A 26,497-nucleotide genomic window follows, 5' to 3' on the forward strand; every position below is an offset into this window, starting at 1 on the left:
CCCTCCTTCGTGTGTCAGACCTGCCAGTCGGCGAGCAGCCCGCGGAAGAAGGCGGGGTGCGCCGTCTCGGCGGGGGTCGGTCCGGCGAAGAACGTGCCGGTACGGGGGGCGGTGAGCTTACGGAGGTAGTCGAAGGCCTTGTTGTCCTCCTCGCCCCAGGCCACGAACTGCCAGTGGATCGGGCGGTCGGCGGCCTGGGCCAGGGCCTCGGTGGCGGCGGTCTTCGACTCGGGGGCGCCGTCGGTCTGGAAGACGACGAACGCGGGACGGGTCGGGTCGGCCTTCTCGTGGTGGGCGAGGACCTCTTCGACGGCGCGGTGGTAGTTGGTGCGGCCCAGACGGCCGAGACCCGCGTTGATCTCGTCGACGCGGCCGTCGATGCCTTCGGGGCGGAGCTCGGCGGTGCCGTCGATGTCGGTGGAGAAGAAGACGGCCGTGACGGTGGCGTCCTCGGTGAGGTGGGCGGCGAGGGCGACGGTCTGCTCGGCGATCCGCTGGACGGAGCCGTCCTTCAAGTACCCGCGCATCGAGCCCGACCGGTCCACGACGAGGTACACGGCGGCCCGCGCCCCCGTGAGCCCCTGCTTCTTGAGCACGGTCCCGGCGGCCTTGTAGGCGTCCACGAGCTGCGGCGCGCTCGCCTTGACCTCGGCGAGGGCGACGGCGGGCACGGCGCCGTCGGCGACCTCGGCCGGGGCGGTGGCGACGGGTTCGGCGTCGGGGGCCGGTTCCGCGGCGGGGGCGGCGGCGACGGGTTCGGCGTCGGGGGCGGCTTCGGCGTCCGCTTCGGTCTCGGCGTCCGCTTCGGTCTCGGCCTCCGCTTCGGCGGCGACGGCCGGTTCCGGCAGGGAGCCCTCCTCGGCGGCGGGCGCCTGCGGCTCGTCCGCGTCCGCGTCGGTCTCCGGCGCGGCCTCCGCCTCGGCGGGCTCGTCCGCGACGGCCGGCTCCTCGGCGGCCGCTTCCGGCTCCGCCGGGGCGTCGGCCTCGTCGGCCGGGGTCTCTGCCTGCTCGGGCGCCTGGTCCTCGGGCTCGTCGGCCGGGACCTCGGCAGCCGCCTCGGCGGGCTCGTCCGCGATGGTCGCCTCGGCGTCCGCGGGCGCCTCGGACTCGTCCGTGGCCACCGCCCCGGTCTCCTTGGCCGCCTCGACGGCGGACTCGGACTCGACGGCCGGCTGCTCGGCGGCAGCCGTCTCGGCGGTCGCTTCCGGCTCCGCCGGGGCGTAGGCCTCCTCGGCCTCGACGGCCGGTTCCTCGGCAGCCGGGGTCTCCACCTCAGCCGCCTGCTCGGGCGCCTGGTCCTGGACCTCGGCCTCGACGGCGGGCTCCTCGGCGGCAGCCGTCTCGGCGGTCGCTTCCGCCTCCGCTGGGGCGTCGGCCTCGGCAGCCGCTGTCTCCCCGGAAGCCTCGGCCGGCGCGTCCGCGACGGCGGGCTCCTCGGCGGCGCTCGCTTCCGGCTCCTGGGCAGCCGGGGTCTCCGCAGCCGCCTCGGCCGGCTCCTCGGCAGCCGTCTCGGCCACAGCGGTCTCCGCGTCCGCCTTCGCCTCCACGGGCTCGTCCGACGCGACCGTCTCGTCGGTGTCCGAGGGCGCGTCGGCGGTCGGTGCCGTCTCCGTCTCGGACGGCTTCCCGTGGGCGTCCGTGACCAGCGGCTCCTCGATCGCGGTCGTCTCCGGCTCCGCCGGGGCCGGGGCGCCGTCGCGGGCGGCCGGGACGCCCGCTCCGTCCGCCGGGCCCTCGGGCTCGTCGGACGAGGGTCCCGTGCCCGCCGACCCCGCGCCCGCCGGCACGCTCTCGCGGGCCGTCGTCGACGTGCGGGCCTGCGGGACCTTCGGGTTGTCGAAGGCGGCCGCCACCAGGTCGTCCGCCGCGCGCTTCGCGGCCTCGTCCGGCGGGGTCGGGGACGGGAGCGTCACCGAGCCCGCCCCGTCGGGAGTCACGCGTTCCGACGCCGTCTGGGGCGGAACGGAGGTTGCCGTAGTTTCGACGTGCTGGTCCGCACGGTCGCGTCCGAACACCTTGCGCAGCAAGCTCCGAATGCCCATGGGCGAGGCCTTTCGCATGAGTTGGGTGCGGTGTATGTCCGTACTGGGTGAATCATCCCTGGCCAGGGCGGACACGTAAGGTTAGCGGCCCCTGGTGTGTCGCCTTCGGCGCCCCGACACGCGGTGTCGCGGCGCCCCCGCCGGTACCCCCGCCGGGACGCCCGCCACCCCGGTCGCCGCGCATTCATCCGTCGTTCACTCCGGCGCCGCCCCCGCGCGGATGTGCACACATAACGTCACCGCCGGACGGATTCCCGACACCATGTCGGCGCAGGGTTGCGCCGGAGGAGGACGAAGTGCGCAAACTGCTGCCGCTGCTGAGCACCAACCCGCACGGAGGCGGCCGTTCCGCCCTCACCTGCCGGTTCCGCTGTGGCGACGCCTGCTTCCACGAGGTGCCGAACACCAGCGACAACGAGTACGTCGGCGACGTCATAGCCGGCGCCCTCTCCCGCCGCTCCATGATGCGCGCAGCCGCCGTCGTGACGGTCGCGACCGCCGCCGGGACCGGCCTCGCGGTCGGCAACGCCCCCGTCGCCGAGGCCCGTACGCCCAAGCCCGGCACTCCCGGCCGCACCGACGGCGCCCGTGGCCTGCGGTTCGCCCCCGTCGCGCCCAACACGGCCGACCAGGTCACCGTGCCCGCCGGTTACTCCCAGAACGTCGTCATCCGCTGGGGTGAGCCGATCCTCCGCGGCGCGCCGGCCTTCGACGCCGACAAGCAGACCGCCGCGGCGCAGGCCGGCCAGTTCGGCTACAACAACGACTTCCTGTCCCTGCTGCCGCTGCGCGGCGAGCACGGGCGGCAGGTCCTCGTCGCGAACCACGAGTACACCGACGAGATCCTGATGTTCAAGGGGTACGACCCGGCGAACCCGACCCGCGAGCAGGTGGAGATCGCCTGGGCCGCCCACGGCCTGTCCGTCGTCGTGGTCCAGGAGGAGCACCGCTCGGGCAGGCTCACGCCCGTCTCGCGCCACCCGCTCAACCGCCGGCTCCACACCACCAGCGAGTTCGAGCTGACCGGTCCGGCCGCCGGCTCCGCGCTGCTGCGCACGTCCGCCGACCCGACCGGCCGCAAGGTCCTCGGCACGCTCAACAACTGCGCCGGCGGCACCACCCCGTGGGGCACCACGCTGCACGGCGAGGAGAACTTCAACCAGTACTTCGCCAACGGCTCCAGCGCCACCGACAAGCGGTACGGCATCGGCACCGGCGCCACCGAGCGCAAGTGGGAGCGGTTCGACAAGCGCTTCGACCTGGCGCAGGAGCCCAACGAGGCCCACCGCCAGGGCTGGGTCGTCGAACTCGACCCGTACGACCCCGACTCCACGCCCCGCAAGCGCACCGCGCTCGGCCGCTTCAAGCACGAGGCCGCGCAGCCCCGGCTGACCGAGGACGGCCGCCCCGTCGTCTACATGGGCGACGACGAGCGGTTCGACTACTTCTACAAGTTCGTGTCGTCCAGGCGCATGAAGAAGGGCAACTCCCGGGCGGCCCGTGCCCACAACCTCACCCTGCTCGACGAGGGCACCCTGTACGTCGCCAAGCTGACCGGTGACAGCCCGCAGGACGTCGACGGCACCGGCAAGCTCCCGAACGACGGCGAGTTCGACGGCTCCGGCCAGTGGATCCCCCTCGCGACCGGCAACGTCTCGCACGTGCCCGGGATGACGGCCGAGGAGGTGTACGTCTTCACCCGCCTCGCCGGTGACAAGGTCGGCGCCACCAAGATGGACCGCCCCGAGGACGTCGAGCCGTCGCCGCGCACCGGCCGCGTCTACGTCGCGCTCACCAACAACTCCGACCGCGGCAAGGCGGGCAAGGCCCCGGCCGACGAGGCCAACCCGCGCAACCTCAACAAGCACGGGCAGATCCTGGAGCTCGCCGAGCACTGGGACGACCCGGCCTCCGACGGCTTCGCCTGGCGGCTGTTCCTCGTCGCCGGCGACCCGAACGACCCGGCCACCTACTTCGCCGGCTTCCCCAAGGAGAAGGTCTCGCCCATCTCCTGCCCGGACAACGTCGCATTCGACCCGTACGGCAACCTGTGGATCTCCACCGACGGCAACCAGCTCGGCTCGCACGACGGCCTGTTCGGTGTCGCCACGCAGGGCGAGCGGCGCGGTGAGCTCAAGCAGTTCCTGACGGTCCCGAAGGGCGCCGAGACCTGCGGCCCGATCATCCAGGACCGCCGGGTCCTCGTCGCCGTCCAGCACCCCGGCGAGATCGACGGCGCGTCCGTCGAGAAGCCGGCCTCGGTGTGGCCCGACGGACCGGGGAAGATCGTCCGTCCGTCCGTCGTCGCCGTCTGGCGCAAGGACGGCGGGGACATCGGCGTCTGAGCCCGACGGGGGGCCTCACACCACCCCCAGGCCCTCCCTGAAGCGGACGAACTGCTCGGCCGGCTCGCCGGTGAACGACCACGGCACCCACGACGCCCGCGGTCCGAGCATGCCGAGCAGTTCCCGCGCGATCTCCACCTGGCCGGCGTAGCAGGCCGCGTGGGCCAGATAGTTCAGGTCGACGACCTCCTCGGGGTCCACGGGCCGGCCCGGCTCCCGGCCGCCGATCCACCGGGCGTACGTCCGGCGCAGCTCGGTGACCGCCAGCTCGTGCTTCCAGTGCTGGTCGAAGCCGCGCACGGGGCCCCTGCCAAGGGCCCCGTCGGCGATGTAGCGGTACTCCTCGACCCGGGCCAGCTGGACCAGGACCGGCAGCGGGGAGCCGGGCGGAGCCACGCCGGCCGCGTCGCGCGCGAAGTCGTACATCGCCCCGTGCGTGCCGTGCCACCGCGCCGACCAGTAGCGCAGCAGCTGGGCGTGGCCCTCGACGTGGTACGGGTCGCGCCGCCGGACCTCGTCGAACCACTGCCGCAGCTGCCGGCGCGGCACGCCGCCTTCGTGGAGGCGGGCCACCGTGAGGAGGGAGACCCAGGGCATCGGGTCGCCGGGTGCCGCCTGCGCCGCTGCGAGGCAGGTGTCGACGGTCGCGTCGAGCCGCCCCCGGTCCACGGCGGCGCCCCGCCCTGCCGCGATGGCCGTGTCGAAGATCCGTACGACCTCGGTCGCCGCCCGCAGGACCGCCGCGTCGGGGTTGTCCGGTTCGGCGGCCCGCCAGGCCTCGACCGCGGAGCTGCCCGCTGCGGCGTGCGCGAGGAGCCGCAGGCGGTGCGTGCGGCGGGCCGGGTTCTGGGCGGTGGACGCCAGCAGGTCCCGAACGCCCTGCCAGCGGCCGATGACGATGTCCTGCCGGGCCTCGGTGAGCGGGCGGTCCCCGTGGTCCGGGTCGAAGTCGGGCGTGAAGCGGGCCGCACGGCCCGAGCGTCGGCGGACGTGCATCGGCTTTCCTCCCTCGAAGACGCGAAGACTCGGCTACGGCTGTGGTGCTGATCATCTGTGGGACCGCGGGTCCGCGAGCGGTGGGGCATGGGGCCGGCCCGATGCCGTCGACGGGCGGCGCCGGTTGTCAGAAGTCGGTGGCCAGCGACTCGTCCGCGCGGCGGGCCCGTGCCGGGCCGCCCGCGAAGGGGTCCACCGCCGCCAGCGCGCTGACCGCGTCGAGCCGGGCGGGGCGGTAATAGGCGCTGCCCTTGCGCCAGTACACGGTCATCGGGACCACCCCGACGAGGAGCCCGCCGAGGCCGATGGTCAGCGCCGTCGTCGACAGCTCGCCCAGCGATTCGACGAACGCCCAGAGCATGAAGGCCGAACCGGCCAGCGGCCACACCCCGCCGAGCAGGAAGTGCCGCAGGGAGGACAGGAGCACCGACTTGTACGCGACGACGGCGGCGATGCCCGCGAGCCCGTAGTAGAACGCGATCAGGAGGCCGATCGCGGCGACGCCGTCGCGCAGGATCCGTCCCACCGAACCGGCGGCCGCCGCCGCGCCGAACATCAGCAGCGCGGCCGCGCCGACCGCGGCGATCGCCACCCACGGGGTGTTCCAGCGGCGGTGCACGGTTCCGAGCGCGGCCGGCATGGTGCGGTCGCGGCCCATCGCGAAGAGGGAGCGGGTGACCTGGATGAGGGTGGTCTCCAGGGTCGCGACCGTGGACAGCAGCACGGCCGCGACGAGCAGCTTGCCCCCGACGCCCGGCCAGATCTCCTGGCCGAGGACCGCGAGGACGTTGGCCCCGGACGCCTCGATCTGCCCGGCGGTCAGCAGCACGTTGACCGAGATGGTGAACGCCTCGAAGAGGAGGAAGACGACGCCGACGCCGACGAGCGCGGCGATGCCCGCCGTACGGCGGCTGTCGCGCGTCTCCTCGCTGAGGTTGCTGGTGACGTCCCAGCCCCAGAAGTAGAAGGCGGCGATCAGCGCGCCCGCGGCGAAGCCGGAGGCCCCGTCGAAGTGGGAGAAGCCGAGCCAGGACCAGTCGAACGCGGTCGCGTGCCCGCGGTGGGCGAGCGCGGCGAGGACGAACCCGACGAGGATGACCATCTCGACGGCCGACATGACCAGTTGGGCTCGTACGGTGAGCCGGGCGCCGCCCAGCACCACCAGCAGCATCATCAGGAACCAGCCGGCGCCGACGGCGGCGGCCAGCGGGGTGTTCTCGGCGAGCTCGGGGTCGACGAGGGAGAGCGTGAGCGCACCCGCGGGCAGGGATCCGGCGACCATGAAGATGGTGGTCGACACGACGAGGGCCCAGCCGGAGAGGAAGCCGAGGAAGGGGTGGAGGGTGCGGCCCACCCAGGAGTACCCGGCGCCCGCGTTGACGTCGATCCGGCCGAGGCGCGCGTAGGCGAGGACGATCCCGAGCATCGGCAGCGCGCAGTAGAGGAGTGCCGCGGGTCCCGCCAGGCCGACCGCGCCGAAAAGGACGGCGGTGGTGGCGGCCAGGGAGTAGGCGGGTGCGCTGCCGGCGACGGCCATGACGATGGTGTCGAAGGTCCCGAGGACGTTGGGCTGGAGCCCTCTGCCGGTCGTGGTGCGCATGGCGATGTCCTTGGATGGCACGGGGAGATGGCGCAGGACGGGGTGACCGTGCCGGTCGGGCCGGATGGCCCGGTGGGAGCACGGGTCAAGGTGAATCGAGCGCATCGTAGTCGCCCCGGTGGATTCCGGTAACGGCGGCGGGGAGGGTTCCACTGGGTGACCGTCGGTAAGTTCCTTCCCAGGCCCCCAGGCGTGGTGCCGGGCGGCGACGCCGGCCGGGAAGGGGTGTGACGGCCCGGCGAGTTCGTTCCGTTTGGCCGGGTCCACAGGCGCCGTCGTGACGATGTCCTGCCGGGTCGGGTCGGCCGCCGTGACGATGTCCTGCCGGGTCCGGCGGCCGTCGCTCCGTCGTCCCGGGTGACGCGGGCCGCCCGGCCGGTCTACGTCGGGGTGGTCGTGCGGGACTCGCCGGGCGCCGCCTCGTCCGGGTCGGTCCGCGGGGAGGCGATCGCGCGGGCCGCCCGCACCTCGTGGCGCAGGGGCGCGAGCACGCCGTCCTCGTCCTCGGTCAGTCGCGCCCTGACCTCCACGAGTACGGCGCTGTGGCGCAGGTTGTCCGCCAGTTCGCGCAACTCCCGCTCCACCTCGGCCACCTCGGCCGGTTCCGGGGCCGGTGCCCCGTGGTCGACGCGGACGCGGGCGGCGGTGGTCGCGTCCACGATCCGCTCGACGGCCACGACCAGCGGCCACCAGGCGGAGGCCAGGGCGCCGGCCGGCGGTGGTTCGGTCAGGGCCCGCTGGAACTCCGAACGTACGCTCGACAGATCGCGGAAGAGGGCGCGCCGGGCCCGCACCCGGGCCGCCGCCCGCTCCTGAACCCGTTCCTGTGCCGACCGGTCCTCGGGCGCCCCGTCCCTTCCGCTCGCCGTGCCGGCCGCCGTGGCCGTGGCTGTGCCCGTGTCCGTGTCGAACGCGCACCGGACGTAGGTCGCGGTGTCCGCCACCGCGTCCGCGAGCCGGTCGCCGATCCGGGTGTGCCACGACTCCGGCCACAGCAGGTATCCGGCGACGAGCGCGATGCCGCAGCCGATGAGGGAGTCGTAGAGCCGGGGCAGCACCAGGTCGAAGCCCTGCCGGTTGAGGAGGTCGGAGAGCAGCAGGATGACGGGGGTGATCGCCGCCGTCTGGAAGGCGTACCCCTTCGCGGAGAAGGCGGGGATCAGGGCGGCGAGCACCATCATCACCGGCACGTCCCACCATCCCCGGGGCACCTCGGCGAGGACGAGCGCGGCGACGACGAGCCCGAGGGCCGTGCCGAACGCGCGCAGCACGGCACGGGAGAAGACCGAGCCGAAGTCCGGCTTCATCACGAAGGTGACGGTGAGCGCGACCCAGTACGAGCGGGGCACGGCGATCAGCGAGACCAGCGACTGGGCGAGTCCGATGCAGAGCGCGAGCCGCAGCCCGTACCGCCAGGACGCCCCGGAGAACAGGACGGCCCTGGCGGTGCGGCGGGCGCGGACGCGCAGCGACGCGGGGCGGCCGAGCCGGTCGGCGGCGTCGAGATGGCCGGGGTCGGCCTCGTGGACGACGCTCGCCGCGTGGCGCAGGGCCCGGTCGACGGCCTTCTCGGAGGGCCGGGTGGCCTCGGGCAGGTCGAGGACGTCGGCGCGGGTGCGGCCCTCCTCGACCGCGTCGGCCAGCGCGCGGACGGCCGCCGGGATCTCGTCGGGCAGCGGCCGGTGGAACCGGTTTGCCGCCAGATGGGCGGCGGGCGCCGCCTCGACCAGCGGGATCACCACGTTCAGCTGCGCGAGGAGGCGGACCAGGGACGGGGCCCGGCCGTGCTGGCGGGCACGGCGGCCCAGGATGAGGTCGTACGCCTGGTTGAGCGAGGTGGTGACGGCCTGCCGTCGGGCTTCGTACGTGTCGGAACCGGCGGCTTCGAGGAGGTCGGCGACCGCCCGGTAGGTGCCGGCCACGGCCGCGCGTTCGGGGACCTTGCCGCGCAGCGGCCAGCCGAGCAGCGTCAGGACGAGGACGAAGCCCCCGCCGAGGGTGAGCAGGAGCGGGGCCTTCCACCAGGGGTCGGGCATGGGCAGGCCCGCGCCGACGACGGCGTTGAGGAGCAGGACCAGGCCCGACACGGAGGCGACGGCGCCGATCGAGGAGATCATCCCCGAGACCAGCGCGACGAGGGTGAGCGCGGCGACGGCGAGCCAGCCGTGGCCGAAGACGAGGGTGCCGAGAGTGACGCCGAGGGCGCCGAAGAGCTGCGGGAGGGCGATGTTGAAGATCCGCATCCGGTACGCGTCGGCGGTGTCGCCGATGACGCCGGAGAGGGCGCCCATGGAGACCAGCGCTCCGTAGACGGTCCGGTCGGCGGCCATGCCCACGGCGAGGGGGACGGAGAGGGCGATCGAGGCGCGGGCGACGGCGGCCCAGGGCACGGGGGCGGCCTGGGGCCGCAGGCCGGCGGTGAGCCAGGAGGGCGGGGTGAGCCGTGGGGTGCGCGCCATGCGACCAACGTACGGCGCTCGTCGGCCCGTACGCGGGGCGACCGCTCCGCGTCGTGCCGTCTCGGCCGCGGGGGATCGGCGACCGGGCGCATCGTCTCAACGGAGAGCGTGCCTGGAGCGGGGTGTCGACGCCGACGGCAGCGGTGGTCGTCTCCTCCGGCCGGCCGGCCGGGCAGGCCGGGTCGGGCCTCCTTCTCAGCTGCGGTAGTTCTCCACCTCGGCCGCCGGGCGGACGGCCGCCGTGTCGGGGTCCTCGCCGAACTCGGCCTTGGCGCGGCGCTGGCGCAACAGGTCCCAGCACTGGTCCAGTTGCACTTCGAGTTCGGCGAGTCGGGAGCGCTCCTCGTCGAGCAGTCCGCCCACGCGCTGCCGCAGGGCGCGTTCCTCCTCGACGAGCGTGCCGATGCTCTCCAGGATCTGGTCGTCGTCCATGCGGTCGAAGTGGTTCATGTATTCAAGCGTGGCTGATCGGGGCCCCGAGCGCAGGTCGAGACGCCCGCGCGCCCCGCGCCGTCAGTGGCGCAGGGCCTGTCCGATCTCGGCCTTCGTCGCGCCGGAGAGCGGCCGGTTGCTGCGGGCCGTGCCGGTCTTGGACGCGCCGGGCGCGACACCGTCGACGGACAGGACGACCGAGTCGAGGAGGCCGCCTCCGTCGTCGCGGAAGTTGACCAGGACCGTGTAGTCGGCGGTCCGCGCGTCGCCGCCCGCGGGCCGGGAGACGGTGACCTCGGTGGCGACCCGGTCGCCGTCCGCCTTCACCGGCCCGGCCTTGACGTCGCCGGTGGCGTCCACGCCGTCCTTGATCTCGCCCATCTTCGACGCGGCCGCCCCGGTCGCGGACGAGACGACGCCCTCGACCTTCGCCCTGTCCTCCTCCGTGCAGGCGGAGGAGGACAGGGCGAGGAGCGCGGTGGCGGTCGCGAGGACCACGGCCCGTCGACGGTTCACCGGGGCGCCGCGCTGCCGCGGCCCGGGGTGTCGTCATAGGTGGCGAGCGCCCAGATCACGAAGATCGAGACGGCGATCGAGAGCAGCGACCACCACGGCTGGTACGGGATGAAGAGGAAGTGCGCGACGGCGTTCAGGACGGCGAGGGTGAGACCGGCGACCCGGCCCGCGTCCGAGCCCCTGAGGATCGCGAAGCCCGTGACGGCCACGACGATGCCGAGGATCAGGTGGATCCATCCCCACGTCGTGAGGTTGAACTTGAAGACGTAGTCGCCGATGTCGGCGTAGATGTCGTCCTGGGCGATCCCTGCGATGCCCTGGAAGATGTCCATGATGCCGATGACCAGCATCAGGACACCGGCGAAGAGGGTGCCGCCGGCGGCCCAGGCCGCCCCGGCGCCGGGGCCGGTCCTACGGGGTGCGGTGTTCTGGCTCATGGGCCCATCGTGGAGCCGAACGGCCGGGTCCGATCGCTCAGCGGGGCCGGACGGGTGAGCGCAGGAACGCCGCCAGGGCCGCGTCGAACTCCTCGGGCCGCTCCAGGTTGGGCAGGTGGGCGGCCCGTTCGACGACCACGAGCGTGGAGTGGGGCAGCGCCGCGTGCATCGCCTCGGCGTCCGGCACGGGGGTGTAGGTGTCGTCCCGGCCCACGACCACCAGGGCGGGCACGGCCACGGTGGTGAGCAGTTCTCGGTAGTCGGGTCGCTCGGCCCGCCCACGGAGCGCGGCGGCCGCGCCCGCCGGGTCCGTCGCGCACATCATCCGGTGGACGTGGGGCGCGGCATGGGTGTTGTACGGGGCGACCATCCGGTCGAGCACCTCGTCGGCATAGCGGCGCATGCCCTCGGCGAGCAGCCGGTCGGCGGCGGCGTTGCGGGCCGCCTTCCCCTCCTCTGTCTCGGCGGCCGGGAAGGTGTCGGCGAGTACGAGACCGAGGATCCGCTCGGGGAAGAGGCGGTAGCACTCCATGGCGATCTGGCCGCCCATGGAGAGCCCGCCGAGGACGAACTCCGCGACGCCGAGCCGGTCGAGGAGGGCGGCGAGGTCCCGGGCGAAGTCGGAGAGCGGGGTGAGGCCGGGGACGACGGTGGTCGCTCCGTAGCCGCGCAGGTCGGGGGCGATCACCCGGTGCGTCTCGGAGAAGCGGTCGATCTGCGGCTGCCACATGGTGCGGTCGAAGGGGTGGCCGTGGACCAGGACGAGCGCGGGGCCCGTGCCCTTGTCCTCGTAGCCGATCGTGATTCCGTTGATCTCTGCGGAAGGCATGGTCGGAGGCTAGGCAGGCGGCCGGTATCGGTGCAATGAAATCTTTGCTCTCGGTGCAATGGCGGTGGTCGCGGCGGTTGGATGGACGCGGGCGGGCTGTGGAGGGCGGTGGGTGGGCGTGGAGGATTACCGGAGGATCGCCGACCGGGTGGCGGAGCGGATCGCCGACGGGCGCCTGCGGCCCGGCGACCGGCTGCCTCCCCAGCGCGTCTTCGCCCGCCGTCACCGGATCGCGGGCTCCACGGCGATCCGGGTGTACGGCGAGCTGGCCAGGCGGGGCCTGGTCGTCGGCGAGGTGGGGCGGGGCACGTTCGTCCGGGCCGCTCCGCCGCTGCCCGGCCCCGCGCTCGCGGAGGCGACCGGGGCCGCGCCCGTCGACCTCCAGCTCAACTACCCGGTGGTGGCGGGCCAGGCGGAGCTGATGGCCCGGGCGCTGGCGTCGCTCGCCCGGGCCGATGTGCTGGCCGGGGCGACCGCGCGTCCCGTGGCGGCGGTCGGGACGGCGCAGGCGCGGGCGGCGGCCGTCCGCGTGCTCGGGCGGGGCGGCTGGGAGCCGGACCCCCAGGGGGTGCTGTTCTCGGGCAACGGCCGCCAGGCGATCGCGGCGGCGGTCTCCGCGCTCGTCCCGCCCGGCGGCCGGCTCGCCGTCGAGGCGCTGACGTATCCGCTGGTCAAGGCGGTGGCGGAGCGGCTCGGAGTACGGCTGGTCCCGATCGCGCTCGACGGGGAGGGCATGCGCCCGGACGCCCTCGCGGCGGCACACCGGGCGGCCCCGCTGGGCGCGGTGTACGTCCAGCCGACCCTGCACAACCCGCTGTCGCTGACGATGAGCGGACGCAGACGCGCCGAACTGGCGGACGTGCTGCGCCGCTCGGGCCTGACGGCGATCGAGGACACGACGTGGGCGTTCCTGGAGCCGGGTGCCGGGGAAGCGCGGGGGGCGGCGTCCCCGCCGCCCCTGGCCGCGTACGGCCCCGAGCACGTCGTTCTCGTGGACAGCCTCTCCAAGCGGCTGGCCCCCGGTCTCACGGTCGGGTATCTCGTGGCCCCCGCCCGGCACCGGGAGGCGCTCGCGGAGGCGCTGCGCTCCGGGGCGTGGACGGCGGGCGGTCTCGCGCTGGCGGCGGCGACGCGCTGGGCGGAGGACGGGACGGTCGCGGAGGTGGTGGCGGCCAAGCGGAGGGACATGGCGGCCCGGGGGGACCTCGTGCGGCGCCGGCTCGGCGCGTATGCGATCCGCACCTCGCCGCACGCCGCCTACTGCTGGTGGGACCTGCCCGCCCCCTGGCGGGCGGAGACCTTCGTCGCGGCGGCGGCCGAGCGCGCGGGAGTGGCGGTCACGCCGGGCAGCGCCTTCGCGGTGGGCGCCGGATCGGCCCCCGACGCGGTGCGCGTGGGGCTCGCCTCGCCGTCGCTGCCGGAGCTGGACGCCGCCCTGGCCCGGCTGGCGTCGCTGGCCGACGCAGGGCCCTGAGCCCGGAGGCTCGCCCCGATCTCCGCACCCCGTTCCACTTGCGGGTGAGCCCGTCGCGGGTGTGCCCTTGAGGAGGGAGGGGGGCGAGATGTGAAGGAGCTCCTGCCATGGCACATGCCGCGACGCAGGCCCGGCGCCGTCCTCGGCGCAAGGACCAGCAGAAGGGCCACCGGCTCGGCACCCACGGATGGATGCTGCCCGTCATCCTGGGCGTGATCTACGGCCTCTACACGTCGACCGTCGCCCGCCACGGAGGCCCCGGCACCTGGCAGCAGGCCGTCCTCGGACTGGTCTCCGCCGTGGCGCTCGCCGTCGCCGTCCACTCGCTGCGCCGTTGGCAGCGGGCCCTGCCCCGTGAACTGCGCGCGGTGGCCTGGGCGGCGCTGTCCGGCATCGCGATCGGTTTCCTCTTCAGCCTGTCCAACGCCAGCGTGCTGACAGCGGTGGTGTACTCGCTGTTCGTCGCCTTCGGCGCGTTCTGCGTCGCCTTCTACGTCTTCTACACCCACGAGGACGCGACCGGACGTCCGGCGGGCCGCCCCTCGTAACGGCCCGCGCCCGCCCCTCGTAACGGCCCCCGCCGCTCGTCACGGTCCGCCCTTCGTCATGGTCCGCCCTTCGGCACGGCTCCATCCGCGCCGCGGAGACCGGCGAGCGCACGACATCGCGTAAGCGGTGGACCGGGGCGCGTGACCGTCGGAGACTGGGGAGGAGCGGCCGGAAGGGCCGCACGGCATGTTCCGGACCCTTGGCTTCCGGGCCCGGCTCCGGCGCCCGTCGTCCCCCCGGAGGGAAGCGCGTATGACCGACCTCGCCATCGAGACCGAGGGCCTGGTCAAGGTCTTCGGCGCGAACCGCGCGGTGGACGGTGTCGACCTCCGCGTCCCCGCCGGCACCGTCTACGGCGTCCTCGGCCCCAACGGAGCCGGCAAGACCACCGCCGTCAAGATGCTCGCGACCCTGCTGCGCCCCGACGGCGGCCGGGCCAGTGTCTTCGGCAAGGACGTGGTGCGGGACGCCGACACCGTACGGGGCCGGGTCAGCCTGACGGGGCAGTACGCCTCCGTGGACGAGGACCTGACCGGCACCGAGAACCTCGTGCTCCTGGCCCGGCTCCTCGGCCACGCCCGGCCGGCCGCCCGGGAGCGGTCCGCGCAGCTGCTCGCCGCGTTCGGACTCGCCGAGGCGGCCGACAAGCAGGTCAAGCACTACTCGGGCGGGATGCGGCGCCGTATCGACATCGCCGCGTCCATCCTCAACACCCCCGACCTGCTCTTCCTCGACGAGCCGACCACGGGCCTCGATCCGCGCAGCCGCAACCAGGTCTGGGACATCGTCCGCGCGGTCGTGGCGCAGGGCACCACCGTGCTGCTCACCACGCAGTACCTCGACGAGGCCGACCAGCTGGCCTCCCGTATCGCCGTGATCGACCACGGCAAGGTGATCGCGGAGGGCACGAAGGGCGAGCTGAAGGCGTCGGTGGGCTCCGGTTCGGTCCACGTGCGGCTGCGGGACGCCGAGCAGCGTCCGGCCGCCGAGCGGGTCCTGGCGACCGCCCTGAACGCCTCCGTCCAGCTCGACCCGGACCCGGTCGCCCTGACCGCCACCGTCAACGGCCACGGCACGGACCTCGGCGCCGCCGAGCAGGCCGCTCGGGCCCTCTCCGAGCTCGCCGCGTCCGGGATCACGGTCGACAACTTCGCGCTCGGCCAGCCCAGCCTCGACGAGGTGTTCCTCGCCCTCACCGACCGGAAGGGAACGACGGCATGAGCACCGTCGCCACCAACAAGGACGCGCAGCGGAGCGACGCCCTGGACTTCGAGGCCCCCCGCGCCGAGGAGCTGACCGCGCTCCTGGTCGGGCGGGAGCGGCCGCCCCGGCCCAGCGCGCTGTCGGCGTCGCTGACGTTCGGCTGGCGCGCCATGCTCAAGATCAAGCACGTGCCGGAGCAGCTCTTCGACGTGACCGCGTTCCCGATCATGATGGTGCTGATGTACACGTACCTCTTCGGGGGCGCGCTGGCCGGGTCGGTCTCGGCGTACATCCAGTTCCTGCTGCCCGGCATCCTGGTGATGAGCGTCGTGATGATCACGATGTACACCGGGGTGTCGGTCAACACCGACATCGAGAAGGGCGTCTTCGACCGCTTCCGTACGCTCCCGATCTGGCGGCCGGCCCCGATGGTCGGCTATCTCCTCGGGGACGTGGTGCGCTATCTGATCGCCTCGGCGGTGATGCTCACCGTCGGCCTGCTCATCGGCTACCGCCCGGACGGCGGAGTGCTCGGCGTCGTGGCGGGCGTGGTGCTGCTGATGGTGTTCTCGTTCGCGTTCTCCTGGATCTGGACGATGTTCGGGCTGATGCTGCGCAGCGAGAAGTCGGTCATGGGCGTCTCGATGATGGTGATCTTCCCGCTGACGTTCCTGAGCAACGTCTTCGTGGATCCGAAGACGATGCCGGGCTGGCTGCAGGCCTTCGTCAACAACAGCCCCGTGACGCATCTGGCGACGGCGGTACGGGAGCTGATGGCGGGGCACTGGCCGGCCGCGGACATCGCCTGGTCGCTGGGGTGGTCGGCGCTCTTCGTGGTGGTCTTCGGCGCGGTGACGATGCGGCTCTACAACCGCAAGTAGCCGTGCGTCAGTCCAGGCGCAGGTCCGCGAGCTGCTGCTCGAACGGCACGACCTCGTCGTCCTCCGCCTCCCGGGCCGGCCGGGCCGCGACGAACTCCGCCAGCTCCCGCCCGGCGCGGGCGATCCGGGAGGGCAGGCCGTCGGTGTACTCGTCGCCGCCCGAGCCCCAGTCCTCCGACGCGGCGTAGACCGCGGTGGGGACCACGAGCGCCCGCAGGTAGGCGAAGAGCGGCCGCAGGGCGTGGTCGAGCACGAGGGAGTGACGGGCCGTACCGCCCGTGGCCGCGACGAGGACCGGCTTGCCGGTGAGCGCGTCCGGGGCGATCAGGTCGAAGAAGGACTTGAACAGGCCGCTGTACGAGGCGGTGAAGACGGGGGTCACCGCGATGACCCCGTCGGCGCCGGTCACGGCGTCGATCGCGGCCTGGAGACCGGCCGAGGGGAAGCCGGTGACGAAGTTCTTCGCGATGTCCACGGCGAGGTCGCGAAGCTCGACCACCCGGACCTCGACGGCGTACTCCTGCTCGGTCAGGCGCTGCTCGGCGGCCTTCGCGAGACGGTCGGCGAGCAGCCGGGTCGAGGAAGGGGCGCTGAGTCCGGCGGACACGGCGACCAGCTGGAGCGTCTGCATGGCTTACGCCTCCTGAGTGCGTACGGCGGGGTGGAGCGGGGCGGTCGCCGGGACACCGGCCGGCCGCAGGTTGGCGAACTCCTTGCGCAGCACCGGGACGACCTCCTCGCCGAGTATGTCGAGCTGTTCCAGGACCGTCTTCAGCGGCAGACCCGCGTGGTCCACCAGGAACAGCTGACGCTGGTAGTCGCCCACGTATTCCCGGAAGGACAGCGTCCGTTCGATGACCTCCTGGGGCGAGCCGACGGTCAGCGGGGTCTCCCGGCTGAACTCCTCCAGGGACGGGCCGTGGCCGTAGACCGGCGCGTTGTCGAAGTAGGGGCGGAACTCGCGGACCGCGTCCTGGGAGTTCCTGCGCACGAAGACCTGTCCGCCGAGGCCGACGATCGCCTGCTCGGCCGTGCCGTGGCCGTAGTGCGCGTACCGCTGCCGGTAGAGGCGGACCATCTTCTCGGTGTGCTGCTTGGGCCAGAAGATGTGGTTGGCGAAGAACCCGTCGCCGTAGTACGCGGCCTGCTCGGCGATCTCGGGGGAGCGGATCGAGCCGTGCCAGACGAACGGCGGGACGCCGTCCAGCGGGCGGGGCGTCGAGGTGAAGCCCTGGAGCGCGGAGCGGAACTTCCCTTCCCAGTCGACGACGTCCTCCCTCCACAGCCTGTGGAGGAGCGCGTAGTTCTCGATGGCGAGCGGGATGCCCTGGCGGATGTCCTGGCCGAACCACGGGTAGACCGGGCCGGTGTTGCCGCGGCCCATCATCAGGTCCACGCGGCCGTCGGCGAGGTGCTGGAGGGTCGCGTAGTCCTCGGCGATCTTCACCGGGTCGTTGGTGGTGATCAGCGTCGTGGACGTGGACAGGATGAGGTTCTCGGTGCGGGCCGCGATGTGGCCGAGGAGCGTCGTCGGGGAGGACGGCACGAACGGCGGGTTGTGGTGCTCGCCCGTCGCGAAGACGTCGAGGCCGACCTCCTCCGCCTTCAGCGCGATGGCGACGGTGGCCTTGATCCGCTCGTTCTCGCTCGGCGTGCGGCCGGTGGTGGGGTCGGCCGTGACGTCGCCGACGGTGAAGATCCCGAACTGCATCGTGCTCACCTCTCGCGGACCGGCTCACTCGGCCGGTGTTGGTTGAACCTTAAACTATCCACTCCAACGGCGCACCCCGCCGTCCTATTCCGCTGCGCCGGGCGCTTCCGGCCCTCCGGCCAGGGAGGACCAGCCGCCCGGAGCGGCCCGCGCGGGCTCCCGTAGAGTCGCCGACGTGAACGGTGCGATAGCGGTCGTCGGAATCGGCGCGGACGGCTGGGACGGACTGCCCGAGAGATCTCGCCGGGCCCTGCGCACCGCCGAGGTCCTCGTCGGCGGCCCCCGCCAGCTGGACCTGCTTCCCCCGGCCGAGTGCCCCGGAGAGCGGATCGCCTGGCCGTCGCCCCTGCGCCCCGCCGTCCCCGGCCTGCTCGCCGCCCACGAGGGCCGCGAGATCGCCGTCCTCGCCAGCGGCGACCCGATGTTCTACGGCATCGGCCGCACCCTCGCCGAGACGATCGGCGCCGACCGGCTCCACGTCCTGCCCCATCCCTCCTCCGTCTCCCACGCCTGCGCCCGCCTCGGCTGGCCGCTGGAGGACGTCGAGACGGTCACCCTGGTCGGCAGGCCCCTCGCCTCCCTCGCCGCCGCGCTCCACGACCGGCGCCGTCTGCTCGTCCTGAGCGCGGACGGCGCCACTCCGGCGGAGGTGGCGGGACTGCTGCGGGCGAAGGGCTTCGGGGAGACCCGGATGCGGGTCCTCGAACAGCTGGGCTCGCGGGACGAACGGATCGTCGAGGCGACCGCCGCCACCTGGCCCGAGCAGCCCGGCCACCCCCTCAACATCGTCGCGCTCGACTGCGTACGGTCCCCTGACGCACCCCGGCTCGGCGCGGCCCCCGGCCTGCCGGACGAGGCCTACGAGCACGACGGCCAGCTCACCAAGCGGTACGTCCGGGCGGCCACGCTCGCGGCGCTGGCCCCCGCCCCCGGCGAGCTGCTCTGGGACGTCGGCGGCGGTTCGGGCTCGATCGGCATCGAGTGGATGCGCACGCACCGCTCCTGCCGGGCGATCGCGGTGGAGAAGGCGCCCGAGCGGGCCGCCCGGATCGACCGCAACGCCGCCGCCCTGGGCGTACCCGCCCTCCGGGTCGTCACCGGACCGGCGCCCGAGGCGCTCGCCGGGCTGCCCGCACCCGACGCGGTGTTCATCGGCGGCGGTCTGACCGCGCCGGGCCTGCTGGACGCCTGCTGGCAGGCGCTTCCCGTCGGCGGCCGGCTGGTCGCGAACACCGTCACGCTGGAGTCCGAGGCGCTGCTCGCGGACCGGTACCGCCGGCTCGGCGGCGAGCTGGTCCGGCTCGCCGTCGCCCAGGCCGTCCCCGTCGGCGGCTTCACCGGCTGGCGGCAGGCGATGCCGGTCACCCAGTGGTCCGTAACGAAAGGTTCTGAGGCATGACCGTCTACTTCATCGGCGCCGGGCCCGGCGCGGCCGACCTGATCACCGTGCGCGGCGCGCGGACGCTCGCCGCCTGCGGGGTCTGTCTCTACGCCGGCTCCCTGGTCCCCCGCGAGCTGCTCGCCGAGTGCCCGCCGGACGCCCGCCTCGTCGACACGGCCGACCTCGACCTGGACCGGATCGTCGCCGAGATCGTCCGCGCCCACGAGGACGGACAGGACGTGGCCCGGCTGCACTCCGGCGACCCCTCCGTCTTCAGCGCGGTCGCCGAGCAGATGCGGCGCCTGGACGCGCTGGGGATCCCGTACGAGGTCGTCCCGGGCGTCCCGGCGTTCGCGGCGGCGGCCGCGGCCCTCAAGCGGGAGCTGACCGTGCCCACCGTCGGCCAGACGGTCATCCTCACCCGCATCGCCCAGCAGGCCACCCCCATGCCCGAGGGCGAGGACCTCGCGACCCTCGGCCGCAGCGGCGCGCTCCTCGTCCTGCACCTGGCGGCGCGCTACGTCGACCGCGTGGTCGGCGAGCTGCTCCCGCACTACGGCGCCGACTGCCCGGCGGCGGTCGTGGCGATGGCCAGCCGCCCCGACGAGGTGATCCTGCGGGGGACGCTGGAGGACATCGCGGCCCAGGTGAAGGAGGCCGGGATCACGAAGACGGCCGTCATCCTCGTCGGCCGGACGCTGGCGGCCACCCAGTTCCGCGACAGCCACCTCTACGACCCGGCGCGGGAGCGGCACGTCTGCTGACGCGGAACGGGGCCGGCGGTCCGTCGCGGACGACGTGCCACCGGCCCCGGGAACGCGCGGGGGAGGCCTCAGCTGTTGGGGCGCTTGCCGTGGTTCGCGCCCTTCTTCTTCCGGGCGCGTCGCTTGTTGCCTCGCTTCGACATGGGTACGAACCCTTTCGATCGGGACTCTTTGCCCTCGCGAGTCTAGGGTCGCGGGGGCCTCGCCGCATGCGGGAGCCGTGGGGCCCTCGTGGGCGCCGTGCGCTTGGATGGGCGCGTGACCGTACACGACGTAGCCCGGCGCCTGCCGGAGCCGGCCGCCCTGCGTGACCACTGCCGCGCCCTGGCGATGCTGGACGCGGTGCTCAGCCCGGAGTGGGAGGACCGCTACCACTCCTTCGACGCGCACTGGTCGCCGACGGAGGAGATGGCCTCGATGCGCGACGGCCAGGGCGACGAGTTCTCGCTCGTCATGTCCCCCGCCGGGGTGTACCTGCGGGGCTTCGCCCATGCGATCGGCAGCGGCGGGCGGCGCGCGGTCGCGCGGGTGCCGGAGGCCTTCCGGGCGTACGTGGAGGAGCCGGCGTTCGCCCACCCGGACGGCGAACCGCTTGTCACGGTCTGCCTGTGGCGGCTGACGGGGGACAGCGCCTGGCAGGTGGGGGCGGCCTCCCTCGACGAGGCGCCGGAGCAGGACACCCGGGTCGAGGACACCCCGGCCGAGGACGCCCCGGCCGAGGATGCTCGGGTCGAGGAGGGCCGGGTCGAGGGCGCCCCGGCCGAGGGCGCCCGGATCGAGACCGCCCGGGCCGCCGGTGCTTCCGCCCGTGACACGGACGACACGGACTTCCTCTTCGGCCTCCTGGTCGACCGCTCGGCCGAGGCGTACGCGCGGTGGGCCGGGGAGTACTTCGAACTCCCCGTCGACCTGGACGCCGTACGGCACGTGCTCGCCCTGCGCCCGCTCACCGACGAACTGGTCGCCGCCCTGAACCCCCGGGTGACCCTGGCCGGCCTCGCCGAGGACATCACGGAGATCGGCTACCCACGCGCCCGCTGACCCCGACGAGCCCCGGCCCCGAGCGGCCGGGTCACCGTGTCCGGGCCGGGTCCTTCGAGCCCCCCCGCGGTCCCGTCCCGTCCTGCGGTCCTCGCGGGCCCCGCCCCGTGCGGCCCCTCTGGCCCGTCGGGCGGGCTACACCTCGCGCGCCCGGCCGTGTGGCCCATCAGGCCCTCCGGCGGGCTACACCCCGCCCGGGCCCCGCGGGCCCCTGACGTCCGAGCGGCCCACGACCGTACCCGCCCGGTCGATGCAGATCACGTCGACCGCGACCGGCGCGCCCCGGAGGACCGCCAGGGCCTCGTCCCGGGCCCGGGACGCCACCAGGTCACCGAGGGGCACGGCGGCGGCCTCGCAGAGGCGCAGGGCCTCCAGGCCCGTGTTCGCCGAGGCGATCCGGTCCGCGAGGGGCTCCGGGGCGCCGCCCGCGCGGGCCAGGTCCGCGAGGAAGGGCTTGTCGACCTGCGAACGGGCCGAGTGCAGGTCGAGATGGCCGGCCGCCAGCTTGGAGAGCTTGGCGAAGCCGCCGCAGACCGTCAGCCGGTCCACGGGATGGCGGCGGACGTACTTCAGGACGGCGCCCGCGAAGTCGCCCATGTCGAGCAGGGCGATCTCCGGCAGGTCGTAGAGCGTCGTCACCGTCCTCTCGGAGGTGGAGCCCGTGCAGCCCGCCACATGGGTGAGGCCCGCCGCGCGGGCGACGTCGACGCCGCGGCGGATGGAGTCGATCCATGCCGAGCAGGAGTACGGCACGACGACGCCGGTCGTCCCGAGGACGGACAGCCCGCCGAGGATGCCGATCCGGGGGTTCCAGGTGGAGCGGGCGATCTCCTCGCCGTGGTCGATCGAGACGGTCACCTCGACGTCGCCGGGGGCGCCGTGCGCGGCGGCGACCTCGGCGACGTGCTCGCGCATCATCCGGCGCGGGACGGGATTGATCGCCGGTTCCCCGACCTCCAGGGGCAGGCCGGGCAGCGTGACGGTGCCGACGCCGGGTCCGGCCCGGAACACGACGCCGGAGCCGGGCGGGAGGAGCCGTACCGTCGAGCGGACCAGCGCGCCGTGGGTCACGTCCGGGTCGTCGCCCGCGTCCTTCACGATCCCCGCCATGGCGTGGTCGGGGCCGCGCTCCTCGGCGGCGAGAGCGAACGCCGGACGCCCGCCCTTCGGGAGCGTGATCGTCACCGGGTCCGGGAAGTCGCCGCCGAGCAGCGCCGTGTACGCGGCCGTCGTCGCCGCCGTCGCGCAGGCACCGGTCGTCCAACCGGGGCGCAGACCCGTGTGCTTGAGTTGGGCCTCGCGCCCGCCGCCGGAACTCATGAACGGACTCCCATGCACGTACTCATCCTCGGAGGCACGACCGAGGCCCGCGCCCTGGCCGCGGCGCTCCACTCCGAGGTCCGGGTCACCAGCTCCCTCGCCGGACGGGTCGCGCGGCCGCGGCTGCCGGAGGGAGAGGTGCGGATCGGCGGGTTCGGCGGGGCCGAGGGGCTGGCCGACTGGCTGCGCGCACAGGGTGTGGACGCGGTCATCGACGCCACCCATCCCTTCGCGCGGACCATGAGTTTCAACGCGGCCCGGGCGGCCGCCACCGCCCATGTTCCCCTGCTCGCGCTGCGGCGTCCCGGCTGGGTCCCGGTGGCGGGCGACGACTGGCGCTCCGTCGCCTCCCTGGAGGAGGCGGCCGCCGCCCTGGACGGCCTCGGGGAGCGGGTGTTCCTGACGACGGGACGGATGGGGCTCGCCGCGTTCGCCGACTGCCCGCAGTGGTTCCTCGTACGGTCCGTGGACGCGCCCGACGCCCCGATGCCGGGCCGTGTCGAAGTCCTGCTCGATCGGGGGCCCTTCACGCTCGAAGGCGAGCGGGAGGTGCTGCGCCGCCATCGCGTCGACGTCCTCGTCACGAAGGACAGCGGCGGCGCGGCGACCGCCCCGAAGCTCCGTGCCGCGCGGGAGGCGGGCATCCCGGTGGTCGTCGTCCGTCGCCCGCCCGTACCGGACGGCGTCCCGGTCGCCACGACCCCGGAGGAGGCCGCGGCCTGGGTCCGCGGCCGCCGCTGAGCGGTCCCGGCCGGGGGCCCGCAGCCGTTCGCGTGGGCACGCCGGGACGCGCGCCCGGCCCGCGCCGGGCGGTCCGTCCTCCGGGCGACAAAGACCGGTCCCCGTCGTTCAATGAGAGGCATGGGAAACGTCCGTGGCCTTCTCGGCGCGGGGCTCGTCGGGCTGCTCGGCGGAGCGGGGCTCGTCGCGCCCGGCCCGTCGCCGCCCCCGCCCCAGCCGCCCGCCCAGCTCGACCGGGCGGACGTACGACGCGCCGTCGACCGGCTCGACGGAGTCGTCCAGGCGGCCATGAAACGCACCGGCGTTCCGGGCGTCGCCGTCGCCGTCGTCCATGACGGCGAGGTGCTGCACCTGAAGGGGTACGGCGTGCGGAAGGCCGGCGAGAAGGCGGCCGTCGACGCCGACACCGTCTTCCAGCTCGCGTCCGTCTCCAAGCCGATCGCCTCGACCATCGTCTCCGGGGCCGTGGGCACCGGAGGCTGGACCATGCCCGTTGCCCCGCACGTGCCGGGTTTCCGGCTCAAGGACCCGTGGGTGACCTCGCACGTGACGGTCGAGGACCTCTTCTCCCACCGCAGCGGCCTGCCCGACCACGCGGGAGACCTGCTGGAGGACCTCGGCTACGACCGCGCGTACATCCTGTCCCACCTGCGCCACGAGCCCCTGGCCCCGTTCCGCGCGAGCTACGCCTACACCAACTACGGCCTGACGGCGGCCGCCCAGGCCGTCGCCGACGCGAAGGGCGTGCCCTGGGAGAAACTGGCCGCCGACACCCTCTACAAGCCGGCCGGAATGGACTCCACCAGCTCGCGCTTCGAGGACTTCGTGAAGGCCCCCGACCGCGCCTATGGCCACGTCAAGGTGGACGGCGTCTGGAAGCCGGAGTTCGTCAGGGACCCGGACGCCCAGGCCCCCGCCGGCGGCGTCAGCTCGACCGCCCGTGACATGGCCACCTGGATGCGGCTCCAGCTCGCGAACGGCAAGCTGGACGGCCGGCAGATCGTCGACGCCGAGGCCCTGGAGCGCACCCACCAGCCCGAGTCGGTGTCGAACCCGCCCCACGCCCCGGCCGCCCGGACCGGTTTCTACGGCCTCGGCTGGAACGTGAGCTACGACGACCAGGGCCGGCTCAGGCTCTCCCACACGGGAGCCTTCGCCGAGGGCGCGCACACGAACGTCACGATGCTGCCCGGCGAGCAGCTCGGCATCGTCGTCCTGACCAACACCGCGCCGGTCGGCGTCGCCGACGCCGTCGCCCTCGACTTCTTCGACATCGCGCAGACCGGCGAGGTCAGCCGCGACTGGATGCCGATCGTCGACGCGCTGTACCAGCAGGAGGCGGACGCGGGCCGTTCGAAGACCGACTACGCCCACCCGCCGTCCGGTGCGGCGCCCGCGAAGGCGGCGGAGACCTACGCGGGCACGTACGAGAACGACTACTACGGCCGGGCCGAGGTCGTCGCCGGCGCCGACGGCGCCCTGACGCTCCGTCTGGGGCCGAAGCCCCAGACGTACCGGCTCACCCACTACGCCGGCGACACGTTCAGCTTCCCGACCGCCGGCGAGAACGCCGTCGGGCTCACCGGGGTCACCTTCACCCCGGACGGGAAGTCCTTCACCGTCGAGTACCTGGACACCGAGGGCCTGGGGACCTTCACCCGTAGCGGCGGGGCGTCCAGGTGATGGTCCGGCCGTCGCCGCGCTCGACGGCCCGGGTCTGCGAGGAGCCGATCAGCAGCAGCGTGCGCATGTCGACCTCCGACGGCTCCAGCGTCTTCAGGGTCACCACCCGCACCGACTGCTCGGGCCCGCCCACGTCCCGCGCCACGACCACCGGCGTCTCGGGCGAGCGGAGTTCGAGCAGCAGGTCACGGGCGGCCGCCACCTGGTGCGTACGGGCCCTCGACCCCGGGTTGTAGAGGGCGAGGACCAGGTCCGCCCCCGCCGCGGCGCGCAGCCGTTCGGCGATGACGTCCCAGGGCTTGAGGCGGTCGGACAGGGAGATCGTGGCGTAGTCGTGGCCCAGCGGGGCGCCCGCCGCCGCGGCCGCCGCGTTGGCCGCGGTGACCCCGGGCAGGACGCGCACGGGCACGTCCGCGTAGCGCGGTTCGGACGCCACCTCCAGGACCGCCGTGGCCATCGCGAAGACGCCCGGGTCGCCGCCGGAGACGACCGCGACCCGCCGCCCGCGCCGCGCCAGGTCGAGGGCGAACTCGGCCCGCTCGGACTCGACCTTGTTGTCGGAGCCGTGGCGCCGCTGGCCCGGCCGCAGGACCGGCACCCGGTCGACGTAGGTGGTGTAGCCGACCAGGTCGTCGGCGTTGACCAGGGCGCCGCGCGACTCCGGCGTCAGCCAGGGCGCGCCCGCCGGGCCGGTGCCGACGACGACGACCTCGCCCCGTTCGCGTACGGGCGCCTCCTGGTCGATGCGGGAGGGCAGCACGGCCACCGAGAAATAGGGGACCGAGGCCGGGTCGACCTCGGCCAGCGTCGCCGTCCGCTCGCCGGCCATGAACGCCCGCTCGACGTACCGCGCGTCGTCGAGCCGGCCGGCCCGCTCCAGGGCGCGCCGCACGGTCGGGAAGGTCCGCCCCAGCTTCATCACGACCGCCGAGTCCGTGCCCGCGAGCCGGGCCGTCAGCTCGTCCTCCGGCAGCGTGCCGGGGATGATCGTCAGGACCTCCTCCGCCTCGCACAGCGGCTCCCCGAGCCGGGCGGCGGCGGCGCTCACCGAGGTCACGCCGGGGATGACCGTCGTGTCGTAGCGGTGTGCCAGACGCTTGTGCATGTGCTGGTACGAGCCGTAGAAGAGCGGGTCCCCCTCGGCGAGGACGGCGACCGTGCGGCCCGCGTCCAGGTGGGCGGCGAGCCGTGCCGACGCCTCTTCGTAGAAGTCGTCGAGCGCTCCCCGGTAGCCGCCGGGGTGGTCGGTGGTCTCCACGGTGAGCGGGTACATCAGCCGCTCCTCGACGTGGTCCTCGCGGATGTGCTCGGCCGCGATGGAGCGGGCGATGGACCGGCCGTGGCGGGCCGAGTGGTACGCGATGACGTCGGCGGCCTCGATGGCCCTCACGGCAGCGACGGTCATCAGGTTCGGGTCGCCGGGGCCGAGTCCGACCCCGTACAGCTTGCCGCTCATGCCTGGATCTCCGCCTCGGTCGCGATCGCGTTGACGGCGGCGGCCGTCATGGCGCTGCCGCCGCGCCGTCCCCGGACGACGAGGTGGTCGACGCCGGAGGCGTGCGCGGCCAGCGCGTCCTTGGACTCGGCGGCGCCGATGAAGCCGACCGGTATGCCGAGGACGGCCGCCGGGCGCCCGGCGCCCTGCTCGATCATCTCCAGGAGGCGGAAGAGGGCGGTGGGCGCGTTGCCGATGGCGACGACCGAGCCTTCGAGGCGGTCGCGCCACAGCTCCAGGGCCGCCGCGCTGCGGGTCGTGCCGAGCTCGGCGGCGAGGGCGGGCACGGAGGGGTCGGAGAGGGTGCAGACCACGTCGTTGTCGGCGGGCAGCCGCTTGCGGGTCACCCCGCTGGCCACCATCTGCGCGTCGCAGAGGATCGGCGCGCCGGCGCGCAGGGCGGCGCGGGCGCGCGAGACGACCTCGGGCGAGTAGGCGAGGTCCCGGACGAGGTCGACCATGCCACAGGCGTGGATCATCCGGACCGCGACCTGGCTGACGTCGGCGGGCAGACCCGCGAGATCCGCCTCGGCGCGGATCGTGGCAAAGGACTGGCGGTAGATCTCCGCGCCGTCCTTCTCGTAGTCGAACATCCTGT

The 26,497-nt window shown here is 74.1% G+C and carries 24 protein-coding genes; 10 read left to right on the forward strand and 14 right to left on the reverse strand.

Features of this window, described 5'->3' with window-relative positions; translation table 11 throughout:
- Positions 1–14: 14 nt before the first annotated feature.
- On the reverse strand, positions 15–1,937 hold the full coding sequence (locus ACZ68P_RS09160) for a VWA domain-containing protein (protein WP_471004404.1): 1,923 nt from the start codon (positions 1,935–1,937) through the stop codon (positions 15–17).
- A 401-nt stretch (positions 1,938–2,338) separates the two neighbouring features.
- Between ACZ68P_RS09160 and ACZ68P_RS09165 the strand changes: the two genes are divergently transcribed.
- Positions 2,339–4,387 (forward strand): PhoX family protein, encoded by a 2,049-nt coding sequence (locus tag ACZ68P_RS09165; RefSeq protein ID WP_471004406.1) that lies wholly within the window; start codon positions 2,339–2,341, stop codon positions 4,385–4,387.
- Positions 4,388–4,402: 15 nt separating this feature from the next.
- On the opposite strand, the gene ACZ68P_RS09170 is transcribed toward ACZ68P_RS09165, so the two are convergent.
- The 7 genes from ACZ68P_RS09170 to ACZ68P_RS09200 all read right to left on the reverse strand — a co-directional run bounded on the left by ACZ68P_RS09170 (position 4,403) and on the right by ACZ68P_RS09200 (position 11,656).
- The gene (locus ACZ68P_RS09170) at positions 4,403–5,383 is read right to left on the reverse strand and encodes a hypothetical protein (protein ID WP_471004408.1); all 981 of its coding nucleotides are present in this window, start codon (positions 5,381–5,383) and stop codon (positions 4,403–4,405) included.
- 127 nt (positions 5,384–5,510) lie between these two features.
- Positions 5,511–6,983, reverse strand: a complete 1,473-nt coding sequence (locus tag ACZ68P_RS09175; protein WP_471004410.1) for an APC family permease — start codon at positions 6,981–6,983, stop codon at positions 5,511–5,513.
- Between the two features lie 380 nt (positions 6,984–7,363).
- Positions 7,364–9,442 carry an FUSC family protein gene (locus tag ACZ68P_RS09180; protein WP_471004412.1) on the reverse strand — a complete coding sequence of 693 codons (2,079 nt, stop codon included), beginning with the start codon at positions 9,440–9,442 and terminating at the stop codon, positions 7,364–7,366.
- 195 nt (positions 9,443–9,637) lie between these two features.
- Positions 9,638–9,874, reverse strand: a complete 237-nt coding sequence (locus tag ACZ68P_RS09185; protein WP_365713626.1) for a DUF2630 family protein — start codon at positions 9,872–9,874, stop codon at positions 9,638–9,640.
- Positions 9,875–9,955: 81 nt separating this feature from the next.
- On the reverse strand, positions 9,956–10,390 hold the full coding sequence (locus ACZ68P_RS09190) for a hypothetical protein (RefSeq protein WP_471004414.1): 435 nt from the start codon (positions 10,388–10,390) through the stop codon (positions 9,956–9,958).
- On the reverse strand, positions 10,387–10,827 hold the full coding sequence (locus ACZ68P_RS09195) for a DUF7144 family membrane protein (protein WP_471004416.1): 441 nt from the start codon (positions 10,825–10,827) through the stop codon (positions 10,387–10,389). The genes ACZ68P_RS09190 and ACZ68P_RS09195 overlap by 4 nt, the downstream gene beginning before the upstream one ends.
- Positions 10,828–10,864: 37 nt before the next feature.
- Positions 10,865–11,656, reverse strand: a complete 792-nt coding sequence (locus ACZ68P_RS09200) for an alpha/beta fold hydrolase (protein WP_471004418.1) — start codon at positions 11,654–11,656, stop codon at positions 10,865–10,867.
- 118 nt (positions 11,657–11,774) lie between these two features.
- Here ACZ68P_RS09200 and ACZ68P_RS09205 point away from each other — a divergent pair, with 118 nt between their 5' ends.
- The 4 genes from ACZ68P_RS09205 to ACZ68P_RS09220 all read left to right on the forward strand — a co-directional run bounded on the left by ACZ68P_RS09205 (position 11,775) and on the right by ACZ68P_RS09220 (position 15,763).
- Positions 11,775–13,130, forward strand: coding sequence for an aminotransferase-like domain-containing protein (locus ACZ68P_RS09205; protein WP_471004915.1), 1,356 nt, complete (start codon positions 11,775–11,777; stop codon positions 13,128–13,130).
- Positions 13,131–13,237: 107 nt separating this feature from the next.
- Entirely contained in the window at positions 13,238–13,678 is a 441-nt protein-coding gene (locus ACZ68P_RS09210) for a hypothetical protein (protein WP_471004420.1), read from the forward strand.
- Positions 13,679–13,931: 253 nt separating this feature from the next.
- A complete protein-coding gene (locus ACZ68P_RS09215) occupies positions 13,932–14,900 on the forward strand; it encodes an ATP-binding cassette domain-containing protein (RefSeq protein WP_471004422.1) in 969 nt (322 codons plus the stop codon).
- A complete protein-coding gene (locus ACZ68P_RS09220; protein ID WP_471004424.1) occupies positions 14,897–15,763 on the forward strand; it encodes an ABC transporter permease in 867 nt (288 codons plus the stop codon). Before ACZ68P_RS09215 ends, ACZ68P_RS09220 begins: the two co-directional genes overlap by 4 nt.
- Before the next feature lie 7 nt (positions 15,764–15,770).
- Here ACZ68P_RS09220 and ACZ68P_RS09225 read toward each other — a convergent pair whose 3' ends face one another.
- Together ACZ68P_RS09225 and ACZ68P_RS09230 are read right to left on the reverse strand one after the other, a co-directional pair.
- A complete protein-coding gene (locus ACZ68P_RS09225; protein WP_471004426.1) occupies positions 15,771–16,394 on the reverse strand; it encodes an FMN reductase in 624 nt (207 codons plus the stop codon).
- A 3-nt stretch (positions 16,395–16,397) separates the two neighbouring features.
- Positions 16,398–17,474, reverse strand: coding sequence for an LLM class flavin-dependent oxidoreductase (locus ACZ68P_RS09230; RefSeq protein WP_471004428.1), 1,077 nt, complete (start codon positions 17,472–17,474; stop codon positions 16,398–16,400).
- Positions 17,475–17,649: 175 nt separating this feature from the next.
- Here ACZ68P_RS09230 and cbiE point away from each other — a divergent pair, with 175 nt between their 5' ends.
- Positions 17,650–18,873, forward strand: coding sequence for a precorrin-6y C5,15-methyltransferase (decarboxylating) subunit CbiE (gene cbiE / locus ACZ68P_RS09235; protein WP_471004430.1), 1,224 nt, complete (start codon positions 17,650–17,652; stop codon positions 18,871–18,873).
- The gene (gene cobM, locus ACZ68P_RS09240) at positions 18,870–19,619 is read left to right on the forward strand and encodes a precorrin-4 C(11)-methyltransferase (RefSeq protein WP_365713062.1); all 750 of its coding nucleotides are present in this window, start codon (positions 18,870–18,872) and stop codon (positions 19,617–19,619) included. Before cbiE ends, cobM begins: the two co-directional genes overlap by 4 nt.
- A 68-nt stretch (positions 19,620–19,687) precedes the next feature.
- Here the strand turns inward: cobM and ACZ68P_RS09245 are convergent, their stop codons facing one another.
- Positions 19,688–19,762, reverse strand: a complete 75-nt coding sequence (locus ACZ68P_RS09245) for a 50S ribosomal protein bL37 (RefSeq protein ID WP_403856427.1) — start codon at positions 19,760–19,762, stop codon at positions 19,688–19,690.
- A 115-nt stretch (positions 19,763–19,877) separates the two neighbouring features.
- Here ACZ68P_RS09245 and ACZ68P_RS09250 point away from each other — a divergent pair, with 115 nt between their 5' ends.
- Positions 19,878–20,660, forward strand: a complete 783-nt coding sequence (locus ACZ68P_RS09250) for a hypothetical protein (protein ID WP_471004432.1) — start codon at positions 19,878–19,880, stop codon at positions 20,658–20,660.
- A 183-nt stretch (positions 20,661–20,843) separates the two neighbouring features.
- Here the strand turns inward: ACZ68P_RS09250 and ACZ68P_RS09255 are convergent, their stop codons facing one another.
- Positions 20,844–21,980 carry a cobalt-precorrin-5B (C(1))-methyltransferase gene (locus ACZ68P_RS09255; RefSeq protein WP_471004434.1) on the reverse strand — a complete coding sequence of 379 codons (1,137 nt, stop codon included), beginning with the start codon at positions 21,978–21,980 and terminating at the stop codon, positions 20,844–20,846.
- A gap of 12 nt (positions 21,981–21,992) precedes the next feature.
- Between ACZ68P_RS09255 and ACZ68P_RS09260 the strand changes: the two genes are divergently transcribed.
- Complete coding sequence (locus ACZ68P_RS09260; protein WP_471004436.1) at positions 21,993–22,721, forward strand: cobalt-precorrin-6A reductase; 729 nt, start codon at positions 21,993–21,995, stop codon at positions 22,719–22,721.
- Positions 22,722–22,841: 120 nt separating this feature from the next.
- On the forward strand, positions 22,842–24,404 hold the full coding sequence (locus ACZ68P_RS09265; protein WP_471004438.1) for a serine hydrolase: 1,563 nt from the start codon (positions 22,842–22,844) through the stop codon (positions 24,402–24,404).
- Here the strand turns inward: ACZ68P_RS09265 and ACZ68P_RS09270 are convergent.
- Both ACZ68P_RS09270 and ACZ68P_RS09275 read right to left on the reverse strand, forming a co-directional pair.
- Positions 24,376–25,860, reverse strand: coding sequence for a precorrin-2 C(20)-methyltransferase (locus tag ACZ68P_RS09270; protein WP_471004440.1), 1,485 nt, complete (start codon positions 25,858–25,860; stop codon positions 24,376–24,378). The genes ACZ68P_RS09265 and ACZ68P_RS09270 overlap by 29 nt on opposite strands.
- A complete protein-coding gene (locus tag ACZ68P_RS09275) occupies positions 25,857–26,492 on the reverse strand; it encodes a precorrin-8X methylmutase (RefSeq protein ID WP_365713624.1) in 636 nt (211 codons plus the stop codon). The genes ACZ68P_RS09270 and ACZ68P_RS09275 overlap by 4 nt, the downstream gene beginning before the upstream one ends.
- Positions 26,493–26,497 lie beyond the last annotated feature (5 nt).

The sequence above is a fragment of the Streptomyces sp. NPDC036822 genome (assembly GCF_055609145.1).